The 20,833-nt window shown below is 68.6% G+C and carries 16 protein-coding genes; 7 read left to right on the plus strand and 9 right to left on the minus strand.

Going from position 1 to position 20,833, the window contains the following annotated elements:
* Nucleotides 1–251: 251 nt before the first annotated feature.
* The 5 genes from ABZU76_RS26715 to ABZU76_RS26735 form a co-directional block, all read right to left on the minus strand.
* Nucleotides 252–716: an NUDIX domain-containing protein gene (locus tag ABZU76_RS26715; RefSeq protein ID WP_354874166.1), complete on the minus strand. Its 465-nt coding sequence runs from the start codon at nt 714–716 to the stop codon at nt 252–254.
* Nucleotides 717–1,009: 293 nt separating this feature from the next.
* Nucleotides 1,010–1,765, minus strand: a complete 756-nt coding sequence (locus tag ABZU76_RS26720) for a hypothetical protein (RefSeq protein WP_354874168.1) — start codon at nt 1,763–1,765, stop codon at nt 1,010–1,012.
* Between the two features lie 25 nt (nt 1,766–1,790).
* Nucleotides 1,791–6,359 (minus strand): RHS repeat-associated core domain-containing protein, encoded by a 4,569-nt coding sequence (locus ABZU76_RS26725; protein ID WP_354874170.1) that lies wholly within the window; start codon nt 6,357–6,359, stop codon nt 1,791–1,793.
* Entirely contained in the window at nt 6,356–6,694 is a 339-nt protein-coding gene (locus ABZU76_RS26730) for a type VII secretion target (protein WP_354874172.1), read from the minus strand. The genes ABZU76_RS26725 and ABZU76_RS26730 overlap by 4 nt, the downstream gene beginning before the upstream one ends.
* Before the next feature lie 18 nt (nt 6,695–6,712).
* Nucleotides 6,713–7,468, minus strand: coding sequence for a YbaB/EbfC family nucleoid-associated protein (locus ABZU76_RS26735; protein ID WP_354874174.1), 756 nt, complete (start codon nt 7,466–7,468; stop codon nt 6,713–6,715).
* Between the two features lie 182 nt (nt 7,469–7,650).
* Between ABZU76_RS26735 and ABZU76_RS26740 the strand changes: the two genes are divergently transcribed.
* Complete coding sequence (locus ABZU76_RS26740; RefSeq protein ID WP_354874176.1) at nt 7,651–8,388, plus strand: MFS transporter; 738 nt, start codon at nt 7,651–7,653, stop codon at nt 8,386–8,388.
* Nucleotides 8,389–8,477: 89 nt separating this feature from the next.
* On the opposite strand, the gene ABZU76_RS26745 is transcribed toward ABZU76_RS26740, so the two are convergent.
* Entirely contained in the window at nt 8,478–9,338 is an 861-nt protein-coding gene (locus ABZU76_RS26745; protein ID WP_354874178.1) for an alpha/beta fold hydrolase, read from the minus strand.
* A gap of 494 nt (nt 9,339–9,832) precedes the next feature.
* On the opposite strand from ABZU76_RS26745, the gene ABZU76_RS26750 reads away from it, so the two are divergent.
* Both ABZU76_RS26750 and ABZU76_RS26755 read left to right on the plus strand, forming a co-directional pair.
* Nucleotides 9,833–10,651 carry an alpha/beta hydrolase gene (locus ABZU76_RS26750; RefSeq protein ID WP_354874180.1) on the plus strand — a complete coding sequence of 273 codons (819 nt, stop codon included), beginning with the start codon at nt 9,833–9,835 and terminating at the stop codon, nt 10,649–10,651.
* Between the two features lie 91 nt (nt 10,652–10,742).
* On the plus strand, nt 10,743–11,627 hold the full coding sequence (locus ABZU76_RS26755; protein WP_354874182.1) for an alpha/beta hydrolase: 885 nt from the start codon (nt 10,743–10,745) through the stop codon (nt 11,625–11,627).
* A gap of 56 nt (nt 11,628–11,683) precedes the next feature.
* Here ABZU76_RS26755 and ABZU76_RS26760 read toward each other — a convergent pair whose 3' ends face one another.
* The gene (locus ABZU76_RS26760; RefSeq protein WP_354874220.1) at nt 11,684–12,709 is read right to left on the minus strand and encodes an AraC family transcriptional regulator; all 1,026 of its coding nucleotides are present in this window, start codon (nt 12,707–12,709) and stop codon (nt 11,684–11,686) included.
* Nucleotides 12,710–12,803: 94 nt separating this feature from the next.
* Between ABZU76_RS26760 and ABZU76_RS26765 the strand changes: the two genes are divergently transcribed.
* Nucleotides 12,804–13,241, plus strand: coding sequence for a MarR family transcriptional regulator (locus ABZU76_RS26765; protein WP_354874184.1), 438 nt, complete (start codon nt 12,804–12,806; stop codon nt 13,239–13,241).
* Nucleotides 13,242–13,444: 203 nt separating this feature from the next.
* Nucleotides 13,445–16,231, plus strand: a complete 2,787-nt coding sequence (locus ABZU76_RS26770) for an AAA family ATPase (protein ID WP_354874186.1) — start codon at nt 13,445–13,447, stop codon at nt 16,229–16,231.
* A gap of 65 nt (nt 16,232–16,296) precedes the next feature.
* Here the strand turns inward: ABZU76_RS26770 and ABZU76_RS26775 are convergent, their stop codons facing one another.
* Nucleotides 16,297–17,109 carry an SDR family NAD(P)-dependent oxidoreductase gene (locus tag ABZU76_RS26775; RefSeq protein ID WP_354874188.1) on the minus strand — a complete coding sequence of 271 codons (813 nt, stop codon included), beginning with the start codon at nt 17,107–17,109 and terminating at the stop codon, nt 16,297–16,299.
* Nucleotides 17,110–17,610: 501 nt separating this feature from the next.
* On the opposite strand from ABZU76_RS26775, the gene ABZU76_RS26780 reads away from it, so the two are divergent.
* On the plus strand, nt 17,611–18,450 hold the full coding sequence (locus ABZU76_RS26780) for an alpha/beta hydrolase (RefSeq protein WP_354874190.1): 840 nt from the start codon (nt 17,611–17,613) through the stop codon (nt 18,448–18,450).
* Between the two features lie 115 nt (nt 18,451–18,565).
* Nucleotides 18,566–19,117 carry a DUF302 domain-containing protein gene (locus ABZU76_RS26785; RefSeq protein WP_354874192.1) on the plus strand — a complete coding sequence of 184 codons (552 nt, stop codon included), beginning with the start codon at nt 18,566–18,568 and terminating at the stop codon, nt 19,115–19,117.
* A 114-nt stretch (nt 19,118–19,231) separates the two neighbouring features.
* On the opposite strand, the gene ilvD is transcribed toward ABZU76_RS26785, so the two are convergent.
* Nucleotides 19,232–20,833 (minus strand): dihydroxy-acid dehydratase (gene ilvD / locus ABZU76_RS26790; protein ID WP_354874194.1); only part of this gene is annotated, 1,602 nt, incomplete at its 5' end.

Below are 20,833 nucleotides of genomic sequence, written 5' to 3' on the forward strand. Positions count from 1 at the left end.
TAACCTGATTGGCCCATCGAAGTGTGGGGCAGCGACAAAGCGGCCACTTGGCGACCGCTGCCAAGCCGGATCTCCTGGCACTCGCAGCGTGTCCACGATCCGCCTGCGTCCCAAGGTTCCTCCGTCGTCACACATTTCGAACGTGATGATCATGGAGAGTTATGCAGTACCGGAGATCAACAACTGCCATGCAGGCTGGACAACACGTACACGTCGAGGCCAGCCGTTGGCAGTCCTCCGTGGCCCGTGGCTCACGCGACGCGGTGAACGAGGCCGTGTTGCAGCCGGTGGTTCAGTTCCCACAGCGCGGTGCGGTTGGAATCCCACTGCACGGCCTTCGCTGCGTTGTCGAGGCTGAACCAGCCGTACTCGGTGTGCTCGTGCGACAAGTTCACCTCGGTGTCTTCCACGCGGATACCGAACGCGTACTCCGGGATCACCAGCACGTCCGGTCCCCACGTGAACTCCCCAGTCACGGAGACAACCGGGATCGTGGCACGCGCATCCAGCGCGACGAACTCGCAGTCACCGACCAAGCCGGCTTCCTCGGCGGCTTCCCGCCGCGCCGCCTGCAGCGGGGACTCGCCCGCTTCGCCACCGCCGGCCACACCCTGCCAATAGTCGGCATCAGCCCGCCTGAACAACGCGAACTCCGTGCCCTGGCCAGTCTGCCGGTAGGGCAGCACCAAAACCTGAAACGCAGCACGGTCGTTCATGACCAAGATCCTCCCAGCTCGCAGCGCCAGGATCGCCCTCCAGTTTGAGCTCGCTCTGTATAAACGCCGCGTACGTGGTTCCCTGGTCTCCCATGACTGAACGAGCTACCGAGCGTGCGTCGCGGCGGCGCGGTCAGCGGCATGACAAGAAGCCAAGGCGGAAACTAGCCGAGTCGAACAAAAACGAGACCTCGGGTAGCAATGTGGCGCTCGAGGTCGGCAGCGCCGGCCCGACTGCGCGGTGCCGCGCAGCGGTGGCGACCGCGCTAGCAGTGCGGCTGCTGCGCTCCACTTCAGCCAGGGAAGTCCGCGTACTCGACGTTCGGTCCGTACAGTGCGACCTTGACCGCTTCCAGCAGTTCCTCGAGGCCGACCGGTGTGGTGACGCCGTCCGGCCCGGTGAGGGTCCAGGTGTCGGTCCAGGTGACCGTGTACACCTCGTGCCGGTAGTTCTCGAACTCCACGAACAGGTCGTCCCGGCCCTCGCCGCGGGTCACCATGCTGACCAAGGATTTGAGCCCGGCGAAACCGCGTTTTGCCTGTACGGAACCAGTGGCGCCGCGGTAGCGGTATTTCAGGTACGGGGACGGCCGGCGGTCCCACCTGGTGCCGCGGATGCCGCTGCCGCGGCTGTAGCGGTATTCGGCGTCTTGGAGGCTCTCGTCGCCGGCGACCTCGCAGCGGTAGACCGGGATGACAGCCCGGACCGCGTCGTTCATCTCGGCGTCGTCCGGGTACCAGCGGTGCAGAGGCGAGGTGGCTGCGGCCACCGCGTCGAAGGCGTATCCCGGGTGGGAGAAGCCTTCGGCCGCCGTCAGCGGGGCGTCGGTGGTCAGTTCGGTGCTGTGCGAGCGGGCGAAGGACAGCAGCGCGATGGCCAAGCCTTCGTCGTACGAATCCAGTGCGTATGCCTGGAACGCACGCTTGCCGTCGGCGTACAAGGCAGCGCTGGAATCGAAGCCGGGGGCGGTCGCCCAGTGCCAGGCGTCGGGCAGGTCGCCGAGCGCGGCGACGCCGGGCATGGCCGTGTAGGTTTCGCGTAGGTCCACCGTTCGCCTCCCGATCTTGCCCTTGTCAGTGCAAGGTACACGGATGCCGCGGTCCCGGCTCCGTGTCCGCATAGCGCTCGGTGAGCTGCGCGCCTTCGGACGAGTTCTGCGATTTGCCCATGGCTTCCATGTCGTCGGTGTTGTTGTACCAGGCCTTGCGCTCCGCGTCGGTCATGTTGTGGCCTTCGGCGTTCCAGTGCTCGACGACCGGCGGAACGTGTTCGTAGGTCAGGTTCCGCTCGCCGTTCGCGTCGTAGTACGGAATCGGGCGGCCCTGCGCGTCGACCCAGTTCAGCTGTTCGTGTGGAATGCGGGCGCCGCTCGCGTCCCGCGGGACGTCGCCCAGCGCTCGGCCCTCCGTGGTCCACTTCGTCGCCATCTCATCATGCGTGGACTGCCAGTAGCCGCCGGGGTATTCGGTGCCGCGGTTGTGAATGTGGTCGGCGGGCGGCAGCGACGGGTCGTGTGCCCATTGCTGGCTCGCCGGGTCCCGGTAGCCGGCGAGGCCCAGCGGGTCGGCCACCGCGAGCGGGTTCGCGACGTAGGTGTAGTGGTTCGCGGACGGGGCCAGTCCGATCGGGTCCGGCGACAGGTACCGCGCGGTGTGCGGGTCGTAGTAGCGGTGGACGTTGTAGTGCAGTCCGGTTTCGTCGTCGTAGTACTGGCCTGGGAAGCGGAGCGGGCAGCCGGTTCCGTCCGAAGTGGACATCGCGATGGTGTTGCCCCACAGGCCGCTTGTCCGGTACCAGGCGACCCGGCCGGTCGCGTCGACCAGTTCGGTCGGTGCGCCGATCAGGTCGGCGACGATGGCGTAGAAGCGGGTGTCGATGGCCGCCGTGGGCGCGTCGGCCAGCCAGGAGCGGGTGGTTTGCGCGATGGGTTCGGCCGAGCCGCCGCGGTAGTCCCAGGACGTGACGGAGGTCCGGCCGTCGACGGTATGGGCGGCTTCGGCCAGGACGGTGCCGTCCCAGGAGAACGTGGTTTCTTCGGCGATGCTGCCGTCGGGGGCAAGTCGGTGTTTGGCGATCCGGCGGCCGAACGGGTCGTAGCGGTACCGCCAGCGGGTGCCGTCCGGGGTGGTGATGCCGATCAGCTGGTCGCGGTCGTTCCACACGTAATCGCGGATTCGGCGTTGACCGGACAGGCCGCGGCGGATTTCGCGGACGAGCCGGCCGGAAGCGTCGTAGGAGTAGGAAGTCCGGCCCGCGCTGCGCAGCAGCATTCCTTCGACCGCGCGGGGGCCGGCCACATCGGAAGCATCCTCTGTGGACGGACCTGGTTGCGCGGAGACCAGGTTTCCCAGTGTGTCGTAGGCGTACTGCTCGGTCCAGGTGGCGGCCTGCACGCCGGTGACGCGCCCGCCCGGGGTGAGCTGGAAGACGCGGGCGCCGTGCACCCGGTCGTCGATCGCGAGCACCTGACCGTCGGCGCGGTAGCGGAAACTGCGTTCCTGGAGCGCGCGATTCGGTTGCCCGGCGGACACGAGCGTTTGACCGGTGAGGCGGCCCAGTTCGTCGTGCGTCTGGGCCAGGCTCGCGTTTTCGCCGAGGCGGCGGAGCACTTCCCGGCCTTCCCGGTACTCGAAGGCGACCGTTCCGGCGGTCCCGGTCATCGCGGTTTCCCGGCGCAGCTGGTCGTACTGCCACCGTGCTTCGACCCCGGACGGGGTGATCCGGCGGACGCGGCGGCCGGTCGAGTCGTATTCGTTGCGCAGCACGCGGCCGTTGACGGACTCGGCAACCGGGCGGCCGAGCAGGTCGCGTTCGTAGGTCACTTCGACGGCGCCGTCGGCGACCCGGCGCAGGCGGCCGCCGTCGTCGTACTCGTAGGCGATGGTCGTTTCGCCGAAGGTCTCCCGGGACACTCGGCCGCGGAAGTCGCGGGTCAGCTCGGTCACTGCGCCGCCCGCTTCGGCGCGCGAGATCATCGCGCCCATCGCATCGACCCGGTATTCGAGCGCGCGGCCGGTGAAATCCTGTTCGCCGATCAGGTTTCCCGCCGGATCGTAGCGGTAGGACCAGGTTTGCCCGGCCGGGTTGCGGACGCCGGTGAGCCGCAGTTCGGTGTCGTGGGTGAAGGTGTGCCTGATGCCGTCCTGGCCGGTGCGCGCGGCGAGCAGGCCGAACGGGCCGCGTTCGAAAACCGTGGTCGCGCCAGTGGCCGAGCGGGCTCGGACCAAGCTGCCTTCGAGATCGTAGAACCGTTCCTCGCGGTCGCCGTTGGCGGCGACGCGCCAGGTCAGCGCGCCTTCGCGAGTCCAGCCGTACCGGGTGGTGCGGCCGCGTGGGTCGGTCGCTTCGATCGCCCGGCCGAAGCCGTCGAGCCGGAACGTGGTGGTTTCGCCGTCCGGCGAGGTGATCGACAGCGGGCGTCCGGCGCCGTTGCTGGTGTACGTCCAGCGGGCGCCGTCCGGTTCGACGGTGGCGGCCAGGTGGCCTCGCTCGTCCAGTTCGCTGGTCGCAACCGCGCCCAGCGGATCCACTGTGGACACGATGCGGGCGGCGTCGTCGTAGGTGTGCTGCCAGACCGCGCCGTTCGGCTGGGTCACGGTGACCGGCAGCCGCCAGCGCGGGTCGTACTCGATGGTGAGCGCGGTGCCGTCGGGGTATCCGATCCGCGTCGGGTCGCCGTTCTCGTCACGTTCGTAGCGGGTGACCGCACCGTTCTTGTCCGTAAAGGACAGCAGACGGTGGAACCGGTCGAACTCAGGGCGTTCGACACCGCCGTTCGGGTCGACCACCGCGGTGATGTGGTTGTGCTCGTCGTAGTGGTATTCGGTGCGCCGGCCGAGGCTGTCGGTGACGATGGTGACCCGGCCGGCCAGGTCGTAGTCGAAGGTCGCGTCGAGGTACCCGTCGAGGCCGGCGCCGCGGACGACGCGTCCGTCCGGGCCGTATTCGTACTCGTAGCGGTAGCCGGTGCGGTCGGTCCAGGCGACGATCCGGTCCGCGTCGTCGTAGTCGTACTGGTAAGGCGCGCCGGTCGAGTTCACGATGCCGGACAGCCGGCCGCGCCGGTCGTAGCGGAACGACACGATCGGCACATCTTCGCCGTGTTCGGCGCCGCCGAGCAGGCGGTATCCGGCGATGCGGAGGCCGTCCGCGCCGTCGACGGTGTCGACGCCGACCCGGTAGCCGCCGGAATGCGTGACCGCGAGCGGACGGCCGGTTTCGTCGCGCAGGTAGTCGACGCGGTGCCCGCTGCGGTCCGACAGCGAGTCGATCTGCCACTCCCTCGGCGCCGTGGGGTGCGCGGCGAACCGGCGGGTCCAGCCGGATTCCTGGTCGACGAGCAGGAAGGTTTCCGCGGCGGCATCCCAGCTCAACGGCCAGCGGGCGCCGAAGCTCGGCAGCACCGGAGAGCCGTCGCGGGCGGGATGGATGTAGCTGAGCACTTCCGCGTCCGTGCCGTAGTACCGGACGAAGTCGTCGGTCAGCACCAGCCGTTCGTCCAGTGTGGACGCCCAGCCGGGGCCGAAGGAACGACCGTCGGCGTAACCGGAGGCGTACGCGCGGTTCAGCACCAGCGGCAGCAGCCCGGGTAGCTCGACGTCGGTGCCCGCGGTGATCATCTGGCCGGACACTGCGTCGACCGGGTCGCCGCCCTTGCCGTCGCAGCCGCCGGTTCCCTCGGACTTCTGCCCGCCGGCCGCCTCCGGATCGTGGCTGCCGGGCGCGTTCGGGTCGGCGCCGTGGTTTCCGGGCGGCGTGCCGTCGGGGACGCTGCCGTCCGGCTCCGGCGTGGACGAAGGCGAGGTCCCGTCGTGCGGGGCGCCGGGTTCGTGCGGGCCGGAGTGGCCGGGTTCGGCCGACGAGACGTGCGTGCCGTCTTCACCGGGACGTCCGTGCAGCTCGGACATCACCTTCTTGACCGCGGCGAAGATCTCTTCGAGCTTCGACATCAGCGGCCGCAGCTTCTCGACCGAGTTGATCAGCTTCTTGATCAGCGCGCCGATCTTCTCGATCCACGCCGAAACCTGCTCGACCACCTGCGCCACCACGACCGGCGTGCCGAGCCCGAGCGAGCAGACCTCCTCCAGCGCGTCCTGGATGAAATCGCCGACCGCCTGGGTGATCATGTCGCGGACCATGGCGCGCACCGCGGCGGTGATCACCCCGACGATCTGAACCACGATGCTGATCCCGCTCGCGCAGGTCGCGGCCGCATTGAGGTGGTCGATCTTGTTCTTGACGTTCGCGCGGTAGGCGTCCGCGGCCTGGCCGGTCCAGTGCGCAGTGTCCTTCTGCACGCTGTCGCCGAGGTCTTTGGCCGCTTTTTCCACGGCCTTCGCGATGTTGCCCCAGGTCTGCGAGTAGGCGGTGATCTGGTCGGCATCGCCGGCCAGTTGGTTCAGCGCGTCCTGCAACGGCTGGACGTGCTCGATCAGCCAGTTGAGGCCGTAGGAGATGAGCGTGCCGACCGGGTTCATCGCGATGGTCAGCAGGTCCATCGCGGTCCCGAGCGCGGCGATGCCGCCCTCGATCCACGAACCGGACTTGATGCCGTCGTAGGCACCGATCGCGTCGTCGAGGACGTTGATGCCGGTGTGCCAGGTCGTCGAGTCCTGTTTGGCGGCGACCAGCGGATTGCTCACGGCAGGTCCTTGCCGAGGCTGGTGATCCGCTGCGAGTGCGCCTGTTCGGTGTCCTGGTAGGTCTTCGCCGCCTGCTGGATCGACTGCGACAGCGTGCCCATGGCCTGCTGCGCGGCGCCGAGGGTGACCAGGCCGGGAGTGCTGACCGCGAGCACCATCGGCACGAAGAGCGGGCCGCAGATCAGGCCGTACGCCTGCACGCCCATGGTGACCTGCTCGGCCGCGGCGAGCGCCTGCCCCAATGTCTGCCCGACCTGCTCGACCGCTTTCGCATGGGCGAGCAGTTCGTCCGGGCGGACTTGGTAGCCGCCGCCGTTGGTCGCACCGTCCGGCATGGTCGCCTCTCGTCCCGGCTATTCGCGGATCATGACCGGGCCGCCCCAGCCGTCGTCGTCATCGTCGGACGGGGCCGGCGGGCGCAGCGGCGGGGCCTGCGGGCGCGGCGGCGGCGGTGGCGGCGGCGCGGCCTCAGGTTCGTCGGCGAGCCGGCCGATCCGGCTGGTCGGCGCCGGCGGAGTTTCGGCTGGCTCGGGTTCCGGCTCCGGGAACTTCGCTCGGTAGCTGCCGACGATGGTGTCGCGGGTCTGCGGATCGTCGCCGATGGTGTCCGCCATGACCTCGCTGAGCCGGTCCGGCAGCTTCGACTGCGCGGTGCGCAGCGCGGACAGCACCGCTTTCGCGACCTGATCGCCGGACATCTCCCGGACGCGATCGGTGATCCGCAGGTCGCTGACGTTGCCGGCGGAGTCGACGGTGACCGTGGCGGTGCCGTCTTTGCTGGCTGCCGACACCACGACCTGCTCAACAGCCTGCTGCATCGCGCGGTAGCGCTGCGCTTTCTGCTTCGCTTGCGCGACTAATTGATCGACGCGGGCTTCTGCATTGTTCGCTTTGTCCGATATCGGGTCGCTCATCCGGTTGTTCACCCCCATCGCCGAGCCGGGTACGAGGAAACCATCGAAATCGGACCGGCGTGTGGCAGACGTTCCGGAATTACGCCGAATGCCGCACGGCGGCACCGAGTCGGCGGAACCGTCCGGGAACGGGTTGATGCCGGCGCGATGGATTCTCGCGCTGAGGCCGGTTACGCGGCGCTCCTTGTTCTTCACAGCAACGGTGAACTCGGAGAGGTGGGCGAACGCTGGGGGCTTCGGTTGGTGTTGTGTTCGACAAGGCACCGCATCGAAGCATCCGCTGAGGCGTCACTCCCTCGTGAGGTGAGGCATCAGCTGAGCTACGCGAGCGAGCAGTCGAAAGCTTCGAAGCTGAAGGAAAACGAACGCTCCCGTACGTGCTGAAGGTCGAGAGGACCGAACCCAGTGCGGACCCGAAGACGCCGTCCGCAGGCGTCGGCAACGTGAACGGGAAGGACGGGGGTGCGCGGATTTCCCCGCTCGTCGACGTGCGCGCGTTGGTTCGCCCGCAGCTGCTCCGCTGGTACCTCGCGGCGATCACCCTCGGCCTCGCTCTGATCGGCTCTCAGACGGTCGGCTTGACGTTCCTCTCCGCGGATCCCGCGAAGGTCGGATACGGGCTGAAACTTCCGGCCATTGTCCTCGCCCAGGTACTCGTGGTCGCCGGCCTGGCCGGGGGAATCGGCGCGTTGTTGATGTCCCGGTTGAGCCGCGCCATCGGTGGCACCCGCACCGCGATCGCAGGCATCTTCATCGACGTGGTCGTGCAGATCATCTTCATCGTGCAGCACGATTCCGTTGTGCTTTTCGTGGTCGTGACTCCGCTGTCGACCCTGGGCACGTCGCTGGCGTTCGCCGCGCTCCCGGCGATGATCGCCGAGCACAGCCCTTCCGACGAGATCGCGATGGCCACCGGGATGTACAACACGACGCGGGCGATCGGCGGCAGCCTGGGCGGCGCGGTCTTCGTCTTCGTCCTGTCCAGCATGACGCTGCCCGGCACGAGAATCGCCAGCGAAGGGGCCTACGTTCTCGCCTGGACGATCTGCGCGACCGCGGGCGTCATCACGATCGGTTTCCTCGCTCTCGTCGGCCGCGGGAGCCGCCGGAAATAGCCCGGCCGCGGGCTTTGCCGAGGACGTGGCCGGATCCGGCCGGCCGGCTGTCGATGCGGGAGCGGACCGTCGTGGCCGTGGTTACCCGGTCACCGCCGGCCGGTCGCGGCCGCGCGGTCCGCGATGATGCCCGCGACGCGCGCCGGCGCCGACAGGAACGCCGAGTGCGCCGTGGGCAGCTCGACGACCGTCGTGGGGTTCGAGGGGAACGTCGTGTCCGCTTGAGCGACGAAGAGCCGCTGCAGCCCGGCCGGAATGGCGCGGTCCTCCGTGCACACCACGTACGTACGGGGAATCGAGCCCCAGCCCTGTTCGGTCAACGTGGTGCTCTCGGCCACCATGGCCAGCGGCGCGTCGCAGCTGAGCAGCGCGGTCGCGGCCGCCGCCTGGGAAGGTTCGACGTCTCCGTAGAAGGCTTCGCGGATGGCCGCCTGGGCCTCGGGATCCGGACTGCGGTGGTCGATCCGCAGCGCGCCGATGGCCGCCGGGTCACCGACCAGCAACTGCATGAACCGGTTGTCACGGCCCTCGGGCAGCGACGGGTAGTCGAGGCACGGCGTGTTCGAGGCCGGCATGTACGCAGCCAGATACACCATGTGCGCGACGAGCTCGGGCCGCCGTTCCGCTGCTCTGCTCAGCACCGCACCCCCCATGCTGTGCGCCACCACGCAGACCGGCTTTCCCCTGCCGACGCTGTCCAGTTGCGCCACCAGAAGGTCGGCGGCGGCGTCCAGCCCGACCCCCGAGACCGGCGACGGTTCCGTGGCGTAGGCGGCCGGGTCGAACGGACGCCGGGCGGCGGATGCCGGAGACGTCGCGTGGAGACCGTGCGCCGCCATGTCGACCGCGACCGCGGTGCGGCCCTGCCCTGCCAGCTCGGCGATCACCTCCGTCCAAGCCCACGCTCCGTGGTAGAAGCCGTGCAGCAGAACGACCGGCTCGTTCGACATGAATCCTCATTCTCGACGCAGGGTCACGCGGGCATTCCGCCGGAAGGTAGCGGATTCGCGACTGTCGCGGTCACTGTCATTTGACTGGTTTCGCCTTCATCCGTGGGCTTCTGTCCGCGGCGCACTGTCCACCTGCGACCGATGCTCGTTCCTTTTGTCCGGGTATGGCGGGGGTGATTCGGACCGCGCTCGTGGTGACCACGCCGGCCGCGAAGCCCAGCGGATGCGAACCGGGGCCCGGCACGGGAGCCGGGTAACGCGCGCCGCCACGCGCGGCCGACCTGCGCGACACCCGCACCTGTCGAACGACTGTCCGAGGCGGCGAGACGGCGCCGATTCCCTGTGGCCATCCGACGGAAGCGGGCGAGCAGGGCGGGACTGGATCCTGAGAACCGCCGGGGGTGCGTGCTCGGCCCGCATCGAGGCGGCTTTCGAGGAGCGCCGGTCAGGCCTGCTCCAGTGAAGACAGCGTCCTATTCAAAGGGAAGATTCGCATGAATGATTTCTCCGCCGACGAGGCCGACACGATTGTGCTCGTTCACGGCCTCTGGGTGAACCCGCGCAGCTGGGAGGGGTGGAAACACCATTACGAGGCCCGGGGATACCGGGTGTTCACCCCGGCCTGGCCGGGGCTCGATCGCGAGGTGGAGGAGCTCCGGCGTGATCCCGCGGGTATCGCGGGCGTCGGCCTTCGCGAGGTGGTCGACCACTACCAGAGCGTCATCCGCTCGCTGGATCGACCGCCGATCATCATGGGCCACTCGTTCGGCGGCACCGTCGTGCAGCTCCTGCTCGACCGCGGGCTGGGCAGGGTCGGCATCGCCATCGACTCGGCAGCCGTCAAGGGTGTCCTTCCGCTGCCGCTGTCGACCCTCAAGTCGACCTTCCCGGTCCTCGGGAACCCGGCCAACAAGAACAAAGCGGTCGCGCTGACGCCGGAGCAGTTCCACTACGCCGTCACCAACACGCTCACCGAGAGCGAGTCCGCTGCGCGCTACGAGCGGTACGCCGTCCCTGGCTCGGCCCGCGTGCTCTTCCAGGGGGCGTTCGGCAACTTCAACCCCCGCGCCGCGACCCGCGTCGATTTCCGCAAGCGCCAGGCCCCGCTCCTGTTCATCGCGGGGGAGGCCGACCACCTCGTGCCACCCAAGGTCAACAAGGCCAACTGGCGGCTCTCCAGCAAGTCCGCGGCCGTCACCGAGTACAAGGAATTCCCCGGGCGCTCGCACTTCATCATCGGCCAGGACGGCTGGCAAGAAGTCGCCGACTACGCCCTGAACTGGGCCGAGGAACACGCCGCCGCCCGTGTCTGAGCGTCGACGCCTCCGGACCCAGCACCACGAACCCCCGCAGGCGGACACGTCTGCGGACAGCAATGACAATTGTTCCGAACAAGGAGAAACCGTGCGTAAACGTCGTGTTTTCCGCTCCGCCGTCCTCGGCGCGACCGGGATCGCCCTCGTCGCCGGCGTGACCACGCTGGCATCGGCCGCACCGGCCCCCCAGGCCGCGCCTGTCGCGCTCTCGCACCCGGCCGCGGCTCCGAAGCCGACGATCGTCCTCGTCGACGGAGCCTGGTCGAACTCCCAGAGCTGGGGCGATGTGACCAGGTCCCTGCAGGCGGCCGGCTACCCGGTCGTCGCCCCGCCGACGGCCCTGCGCAGCCTCTCCGGCGATTCCGCCTTGCTGGCTTCCTACCTCAAGACCATCCAGGGCCCGATCGTCCTGGTCGGGCAGTCCTACGGCGGAGCCGTCATCACCAGTGCCGCCACGGGCAACCCCAACGTCAAGGCTCTGGTCTACATCTCGGCCTTCGAGCCGGACATGAATGAAAACGTCACGACCCTGACTGGGCAATTCCCGGGCAGCCACATCAGCACCGACCCCACCGCGATGCCTCCCACCGCCCTCAGCCCCGTCCCCGTCCCCTACCCCAACCCCCACGGCGATCCCGAGATCGAGCTGTACGCCAAGGCGGCCCAGTACCGGGACCTGTTCTTCAGCAACCGCGTCTCCGCGGCCACCGCCGCGGAACTCGCCGCTACGCAGAACCCCGTCGCCTCGGCGGCCCTGGGCGAGAGCCTCGCCGGCGAGCCGGGCTGGAAGACGATCCCCTCGTGGACCCTCGTCTCCACCGCCGACCACTTGATTCCCACGGCCGCCGAGCGCTTCATGGCCACCCGCGCCCACTCCCACATCGTCGAGGCCAACACTCCCCACGCCGCACAGGTGACCAACCCGGGGATCGTTGTCAACCTCATCGAGCGGGCCGTCGCGGGCACCCGGTGACGTGAACCGGACGACACCGCCGGCCAACCCGGCGGTGTCGTCCGGTATAGGCCGATTTATTCCGGCGTTCCTTCGAGCGAAGCAGAGCCGGCCCCGCCGCGCCATGACCGTGGCGAACTGCCGTAGGCACGAGAAAACGCCCGGCTGAAGGCGGCTTCCGAGATGTAGCCCACGCGGGCGGCGATCCGGCCGACTGGGTCGGCCGTGCCGCGCAGCAGGTGCGCCGCGTGGCCCAGCCGGCACCGCAATACGTACGAACCGGGCGTTTCCCCGACCGACTCGGCGAACCGCGTCGCGAACGCCGAACGCGACAGCGACGTGAGCCGCGCCAGCTCGTCGACGGGCCAGTCACGGCCGGGGTCCCGGTGGATCGCGGTGAGGACCGGTGCGAGCACCGGGTCGAGCGCTGCCGTCAGCCAGCCGGCGTTGCGCACATCGCCGGCTGAGGCCCACGACCGCAGCGACCAGATGAAGAGCAGATCGAGCGCTCTCGAAACCATCACGCGGGTGCCGGGTGCCGAGTTCGTCACCTCGAACACGAGGAGCTCCCTGATGGGCAGGAGCCACGCCGCCGATCGCGCGTCGCCGCGGATCACGATCGCCGCCGGCAGAACGCCGAGCAGTGGCGCGGCGACAACCGTCTCGACCACGAACTCCCCGGTCACCCAGGTCGTGTGCGGCGTCGCTCGGACGATGTGGGCATCACCTCGCGCGAGCAGCACCAGGTCTCCTGCACCCAGCTCCACCGTGTCTTCGCCCGCCACCTCGACGCTGATCCCGCCCTCCTCGACGAGGTGCAGCACCCTGGCCCCGGCCGGATGCCGCTCACGCGGGCTCGATCGGCGGCGCACCTCGCCACCCTGCAGGTGAATCGCCTGCAACACGTCCGAGAGCGCATCGTGCTCGCCGTAAGGCGGCGGCTGTGGTGAATCGGCAAAGTCTTCCGGATCTTGAGCCATGTTTTCGCTCCGTCCTCCTTTTAGGCTGCGACGCTGAGTGCGCGAGTGGTTCCGCCCGAACGGACCCGGCGCTCCCGACGGAGGAGGCACCCCATCATGTCTGCCAAGTGGACCGTATGTCATCGGATCATCTGAGGAAAATCGATCCGAGGTCGGATGATCCAGCTGCGGATGATACGGTCGCGCAGTGTCTCCGAAGAGCGGGCGCCGCGACGAGTTGCCGCCACCCGACGCCACCTCGGCGATCGGCGACCTGACCTGGCTGGCTCACCGCGCGGCGGCAGCGCTCGGCGACGCGTTCAACGAGGTCTCGCGGGATGCGGGGCTGGCCGATCTGCGCGACTGGCTCGTTCTCGAGCTGATCAGCAACGGTCCGGAGCGGACGCAGTTGGAGATCGCCACGGAACTCGGTGTCGACAAGACCACGTTGGTGTCGATTCTCGACCGGATGGAGCGCGACGGGCTCGTCGTCCGCGAACTCTCCGCCCGTGACCGGCGTGTGCGCATTCCGAGGGCAACCGCGAAAGGCGTCGAGGTGAAAGACCAGGTCGCCATCGCCCGCGATACGGCGATCATGCGCCGCCTGTCCTCGATTCCCGCCCGTGACCACGCGAAGTTTCACGCGATGCTGTGGAGCATCGTCCAAAATTATTGACCACCCGAACGCGGAACCACTGCTTTAGCGCCACGTCTGCACAACGGCTGACGTCAGCACTCCGCGCGGTAGGAGTGAAGGATCGCCTACGTTGACAGCCATATCTGCACACCGGCGAATCGCTTGTGGACAGTCCGGCCCGCGAGGCCGGGTGCCGGGCCGGGAATTGCCGACGGGCCGTGCAGGCGGGGGAGCGTGATCCGGTGGGCGACAACGATCTTTTCGACCACGGTGGTGTCGATTCCCTGGTGGGGCGCGGCGTGGCGTTGGAGAGAATCCGCGGCTTCCTCGCCGCCACAGATCGCGGTGGGGCGCTCCTGTTGTCGGGCGCGGCGGGGGTGGGCAAGACCGTCCTGCTCGATGCCGTTGCCGAAACCGCGGTCGCGAGTGGCTCACGGGTCCTGCGTGCCGCCGGCGTCGAGTTCGAGGCCGACGTCAGTTATTCCGGGCTGAACCAGGTTCTCTTCCCCCTGTACGAGGCGTTCGGCGAACTCGACACGGCACACGCCGATGCGCTGCAAGTCGCCCTGGGTTTCGGGAGCGGAGCACCGCCGGAACGGCTCGTCGTGTCGAACGCGACTCTCATGCTCCTGCGTCACGTGGCCAAAGCCGGCCCGCTGCTCCTGATCGTCGACGACCTGCCGTGGCTTGATCGGGCCAGCGCCGCCGTGCTGGGCTTCGTCGCCCGCAGGCTCAACGGCACCCGCGTCACCTTCCTCGGCGCCATGCGCTCGGGTAGTGAGACCTTCTTCAACCGCGGTGGCCTGCCCGAGTACGAGGTGCCGCCGTTGGACGAAGAGTCCTCACACCTCTTGCTCAACACTCGATTCCCGACGCTGGCCGCTCGAGTGCGTCAGCGACTGCTGTCGGTGGCCGAAGGGAACCCGCTGGCTCTGCTCGAGTTGCCCACGGTGCTGAGCGGGGAGCAGCGTGTGGCCCTGGAGAGCCTTCCCGTAATACTTCCGCTCAGCCTAAGGCTTCAGGCGTTGTTCGTCTCTCGGGTGTCCGTCCTCTCGCTCGCCGCACGGCGGCTGTTGCTGCTCGCGACGCTGGAGGGAACCGGCAATCTCGCGGTCCTGCAGGCGACGGCGCGCGAGGCCGGCTACGAATCCGACCTCGAGGACCTCGCTTCGGCCGAGCAGGATGGGCTGGTGGCTTTCGACGAAGGCACGCGCCGGCTCGTTTTCCGGCACCCCTTGATCCGGTCGGCGGTGGTGGATGCCTGCACGAGTGCCGAGCGCCGGGCGGCCCATCGAGCGTTGGCCCACGTGCTGGTGAGCCAGCCCGAGCGGCGGGCCTGGCACCTCGGCGAGGCTTCCGTCGAGCCGGATGAGCAGGTGGCCGGTCTGTTGGACCAGGCGGCACGCAGCATCGCGGCCCGCGGAGACGCCGTCGGAGCGGTCGCGGCGCTGGTACGGGCGGCCGATCTGAGCCCGCACAGCTCGAATCGCGCTCGTCGGCTTGCTGAGGCCGCCTACATCGGCGCCGACGCGACTGGGCAACTCCGCAACGCCTCGGAACTGCTCGAAGGTGCCCGCTTGGCCGACCCGGAGCTGATCGGCTCGCTCCACTTCGCGGCCGCCGCCGTCTTCTTGATCATCAACGGCGACGGGGACATCGACACCGCCCACCGACTGCTGGCCGGCGCCATCGAGTCCGGCACGCACCGCTACGACGCCCAGGACGGCGCCCTCATCGACGCGCTCCACCTGCTGCTGCTCCTCTGTTTCTTCAGCGGCCGCGCGGAACTGTGGGATCCTTTGTACGCGACCCTCCGACGCCTGCGACCGGAGCCGCCCGCCCTGCTGTCGGTGGCTGCCAAGACCTTCTCCGACCCAGTCCGTTCCGGTGCCGGGGCTCTGGATCAGCTGGAATCCGTTCTGAGCGACCTGCAGAAGGAATCCGACCCCGGCCGGATCGTTCGCGCCGGCACTGGCGCGCTCTACGTCGATCGCCTGGCAGATGTCCGCGAGCCGTCGTGGCGAGTTGTTCTCCAAGGGCGCGACGGCGGTCCGCCGCGCCGGCACGTCGGCGCGCTGATGCACCTGTGCCTGGACGATTACCTCACCGGCAGGTGGGACGAATGCCTGGAACTGGCCGACGAAGGAACCCAGGTGTGCCAGGACTCCGGGTACCACTTCTTCACTTGGTACTTCTGGTACTGCCGGGCCGTCGTCGCCGCGGCCCGCGGTGACGACGAAGCCGTCGACCGCTTGACTGACCAGATCATCCGCTGGGCCACACCCAGGAGAGTGGGGGTAGCACTGCACTACGCCCGGCACGTCCGCACAGTCGCCGACTCCGGCCGCGGTGACTTCGAAAGCGCCTACCAGAACGCGACGGCGATCAGCCCGGCGGGTACGTTCGCCTCCCACGTGCCGCATGCGTTGTGGGTGGCGTTGGACGTCGTCGAAGCCGCGGTACGGACCGACCGGCAGACCGCCGCCGTCGCTCACGTGCGCGCCATGCGGGAGGCCGACATCGCTGCGCTGTCCCCGCGGCTCAGCCTGCTCGCCGCGGGTTCGGCGGCGTTGTGCGCCACCGACGACGACGAGGCGGTGCGCCTGTTCGAGGAGGCGCTGAAATTGCCGGGAGTCGAAAGGTGGCCTTTCGACCTGGCCCGCGTTCACCTGGCGTATGGGGAACGACTGCGACGTGCCCGCGCGAACGCCGACTCCCGAGAGCCACTGCGTCTGGCCTACGACGCCTTTACGTTGCTCGGCGCCAGTCCCTGGGCCGACCGTGCGGCCAAGGAGCTGCGTGCCACCGGATGGGGCGCACCGAGAACCACGGCGAGCGGAGAAGTGCTCACGCCCCAGGAGCGGGAGATCGCGGATCTCGCGGCGTCCGGCTTGAGCAACAAGCAGATCGCCGAGCGCCTGTACCTTTCGCACCGGACCATCGGTGCACACCTGTACCAGATCTTTCCCAAGCTCGGGATCACCTCCAGAGCCGCACTTCGCGACGCGCTCGAGGCCCTGGAGAAATGACGCCGCCACAGTGATGTACGACGCATCACCCGACCCTTCGCCGGTCGGACCAGGTGGACGCCGCCTCAGCACACGGCGCCCTTGCCGGATCCGGCGTCGGGCCGGCGAGGAGTGATCCTCAGTGGACGGGTGCCCTTGGGGCTGCCGACGGCAGCCGCGATGGCCTGGGCCGCGAGGGCGACCTCCGCGCCGGTGAGCGCCTGCGCGGCCAGCTTCGAGTCCACCCGGTGGACCAGGCCGGGGTATCGGCCTTCATAGGCTTGAGCCGTCTCGGCGTCGTCCGGGCGGACGGTGCGTACGTGCGAGCCGCTCTCGGGGACCAGGAAACCCGGGACGACGATCGTGGTCTCGACCCCGAACTCGGTCAGCTCCTGGGCGTAACTCGCTGCGAGATGGTCGATCATCGTGACCGCTTCGGAGTGCAGCGCAAGGTAGGGCGCGCCCTCGGCATCGTGGTTCGCCGGCACCACCCACACCAGCAGGCCATCCTGCCGCTCGCGCATCTGCGGCAGCACGCAACGGTTGACGCGCTGGGTGGACAGCACATGCGCGTCGTAGATCTGCGCCAGCTGGTAAGGGGTGAAGGATTCGAGCGGCCCCCGGGGCACCGGGCCGACGGCGTGGACCACTGCGTCGATTCTTCCGGCTTCCGCCAAGATGTGATCGACCGCGGTCGAGACCGAGCGTTGGTCGGCCACGTCCAACGAAATGGGGCGCAGGCGGGACCCGTGGCCGCTCGGCTCGGCAAGGCGGCCGGCCAGGTGGACGACAGCCGGGCTGATCCCCGCGTACGCGGTGTGGCCTGAACCGACCAGCGCATTGGCGGTGGCAGCTCCGAGGTCACTGGAAGCCCCGGTAACAAGGACGATCTGTGACATGGTGCTCCTCGTTACTCTTCGGCAGATCATGGAAGCGGAGCGGCGACCGAGAACGGTGGAGGCCGGCTCGCCATCACCAGCCCAAACCCGGCTGTCCTATCAGTGTCGGCATGACGGAATCCATTCGCATAGGTCGAATGACTGTCAGTGAGACTGCGGCTCATCGATCCGGCCCTGAGCATGTGAAATGCGCCTCCAGTGCCGATTGCACGGTAACGGGCAAGGGGATTTCCGTCGATCGGTGGCCCGGTGGGGATCTCAATCGGTTCAGCGCGCGAAGATCATCGTGAAACCTGATTTCGTCACGTCGTCCTGGCTGCGCCGACCTGCACATAAGGCGGTGGCATGGGGGAATGACTGCCTGCTGCGGAGTGACGCGCTGCCCGGCGGTGGTCTTCCGACGGAAGCGGCTCCCCGCCGATCCCGGCGAGGCTGTCGGACAGCGCCAAGAGGCGGATTCCCCTCGAAGAGCGCGGAACCACCGCGCAAGAAAGGCAAGACATGGCAGCGAGTTTTGTGCAAGCACCGGCCGAGACGGTGGACGTCGGCGGAACGCCGTTCGCGTACCGCGAGCTGGGCCCGGCCGCCGGCGTGCCGCTGGTGTTGCTGAACCACATCACCGCGGTGCTCGACGACTGGGACCCCGCCGTGGTCGACGGCTTCGCGGCCGAGCGACGCGTCATCGTGGTGGATCTCCGGGGCGTCGGCGGCTCCGGCGGCACCACCCCCGACAGCATCGAGGCGATGGCCGCCGACGCGGTGGCCTTCCTGGAGGCTCTCGGGCTGGACACGGTCGATCTGCTGGGCTTTTCCCTGGGCGGCATGGTGGCCCAGGCGGTCGCCCAGCAGCGACCCGATCTGGTCCGGCGGATCGTCCTGGCCGGCACCTCGCCCGCCGGTGACGAAGGGCCTGCCGGCTGGGGCGCCGGGCTGCAGAGCGCTTTCGGGAGGTCGGCCACTGAAGGCAAGCACCCCAAGCACTTTCTCTTCTTCTCGCCGACGCCCCGCAGCCAGGCAGCCGCGGATGCCTTTATCTCTCGCCTGGACGAGCGTACCGAGGACCGCGACACGCCGGTGACGGACGAGACGATCGGTGCCCAGCTGACCGCGGCCACGAAATGGGAGCAGGGCACCTCACCCGCCGGTCTGGCCGACGTGGACAAGCCCGTCCTGGTCGTCAACGGCGACAACGACATCCTGGTGCCGACGATCAGCTCGTTCAACCTCGCGCGGCTGCTGCCCAACGCCACGTTGAGCATCTACCCGGACGCGGGCCACGGCGGGATCTTCCAGTACCACGAGCTGTTCGTACAGCAGGTGCTTGACTTCCTCCGCGACTGACAGGCCGCCACGGTGCCGTCGCCGATCGGCACCGTGGCCGCCATCCTCGCTTGTCTCACCGGTTCCCCCGACTCCCGTCGAGCTACAGCCATGACCATCGAAGGACGGCAACGCCATGCCCGCCAGTGATCCCCATTCCATCCAGACTTTCGCACACGAGGTGCTCCGCCTGACCATCCCCGTGACGACAACCTTTTCGGAATTCCGAGAAGATTACGAACGCGCGGTGCCGGTGCTCGACGCCGCTCGAATCGAGCAATTCAAGAAGGAACGGGCCAGCTGGGACGTCGTCCGGGAGGCCACTGAGGAAAACGCCCCGCACAGCTTCATTCGGTACTGGGGCACCGACGTCGGCTCTCTGATGGAACTGGCCGCCGAATCGCGTCCGTGCGCAGAATACCTGATGGGCAATCACGTCTACGCCCAGCGCATGTTCCGGCACGACCCCTCGGTGATGCTCTACGCGCCATTGCGCACCGCGATCTACGTGGACCACGACGACCGAACCTGGTTCACGATCGATCAGCCCAGCACCCGATTCGACAGCTTTCACGATCCGCGCATCGCCCAGGTCGGGCGAGAACTCGACGCCGAGCTGGCCGCTCTCCTCGAACACCTCGGCCTACCAGTGCCGGCCGAATTGATCGCTGACGCCGACAACAACTGACGATCAGCAAAGCAATCCGGAACGATCCTGCGCCGGAGCTGCCCGCGGTCGCCCTGAGCCCGGTATCGCAGGAATCAGGGCGACCGCCACGGGTGTACCGCTTCTGCCGGCCGGCTAGAGGACTCGCCGCACAGCGCCGGTGTCGGCCGAGGTCGCCATGGCGGCGTAGGCGCGCAGAGCCTTCGAGACCGGACGATCGCGATCCGTCGGAGTCCACGGTCGCTCTGATGCGTCCATCTTCGCGCGGCGTTCGGCCAGGACTTCGACGGGGACGTCGAGCCGGAGTACCCGCTCGCGGACGTCGATGATGATCCGGTCGCCGTTCTCGACGAGTCCGATTGCTCCGCCGGCCGCGGCTTCAGGCGCGACGTGCCCGACGGAGATGCCGCTCGATGCGCCGGAGAACCGCCCGTCGGTGACGAGGGCGCACTTGGCGCCGAGGCCGGTGCCTTTGAGGAACGCCGTGGGGTGGAGCATCTCCTGCATCCCGGGGCCGCCGGCGGGGCCTTCGTAGCGCACGACCAGCACGTCGCCAGGTTTGATTCGCTTGGTGAGGATAGCGGATACGGCTTCTTCCTGGCTTTCGACGACCAGGGCGGGGCCTTCGAAGCGGAGGATGCCTTCGGGAACGCCGGCCGTTTTGATGATGGCGCCGTTTTCGGCGAGGTTGCCGCGCAACACCGCGAGGCCGCCGTCCGCGGTGTAGGCGTGGTCGAGGTCGCGGATGCAGCCGCCGGCGGCGTCGGTGTCGAGTGAGGACCAGCGGTTGTCCGTGGAGAACGCTTGCGTGGTGCGGACGCCGCCCGGCGCCGCGTGGTAGAGCTCGACCGCCGCGGCGGACGGCGAGGCGGCGCGAATGTCCCAAGTGGACAGCCAGTCCGACAGTGACGCGGCGTGGACGGTGTGCACGTTCTCGTGGAGCAGCCCGGCACGCCAGAGCTCGCCCAGGATGGCGGGGATGCCGCCGGCGCGGTGGACGTCTTCCATGTGGTAATCGGAGTTCGGCGCCACCTTCGACAGGCACGGCACGCGGCGGCCGATGGCGTCGATGTCGCTGATCGTGAAGTCGACCTCGCCTTCCTGTGCGGCGGCGAGGATGTGCAGCACGGTGTTGGTCGAGCCGCCCATGGCCATGTCGAGCGCCATCGCGTTCTCGAACGCGGCGCGGGTGGCGATCGAGCGGGGCAGCGCCGACGCGTCGTCCTCGCCGTACCAGCGCTTGCACAGCGACATCACCGTGCGGCCGGCCTCTTGGAAGAGTTCTCGTCGCGTGCCGTGGGTCGCCAGTGTGGAGCCGTTGCCGGGCAGTGACAGGCCCAGTGCTTCGGTGAGGCAGTTCATGGAGTTCGCGGTGAACATGCCGGAGCACGAACCGCACGTGGGGCACGCGACCTGTTCGACGGCGGTGAGGGCGCTGTCGTCCACGTCCTTCGACGCCGACGCGGCGATCGCGGTCAGGAGGTCGGTGGGGGCCTGGGCGACGCCGCCGACGACCACGGCTTTGCCGGCCTCCATCGGCCCGCCGGAGACGAACACGGTGGGGATGTTGAGGCGCATGGCGGCGTTGAGCATGCCCGGCGTGATCTTGTCGCAGTTGGAGATGCAGACGAGGGCGTCGGCTTGGTGCGCGTTGACCATGTACTCCACGGAGTCCGCGATGATCTCGCGGGAGGGCAGCGAGTAGAGCATGCCCGAGTGGCCCATCGCGATGCCGTC

It is taken from the genome of Amycolatopsis sp. NPDC005232 (assembly GCF_040607795.1).
Classification (GTDB): Bacteria; Actinomycetota; Actinomycetes; order Mycobacteriales; family Pseudonocardiaceae; genus Amycolatopsis.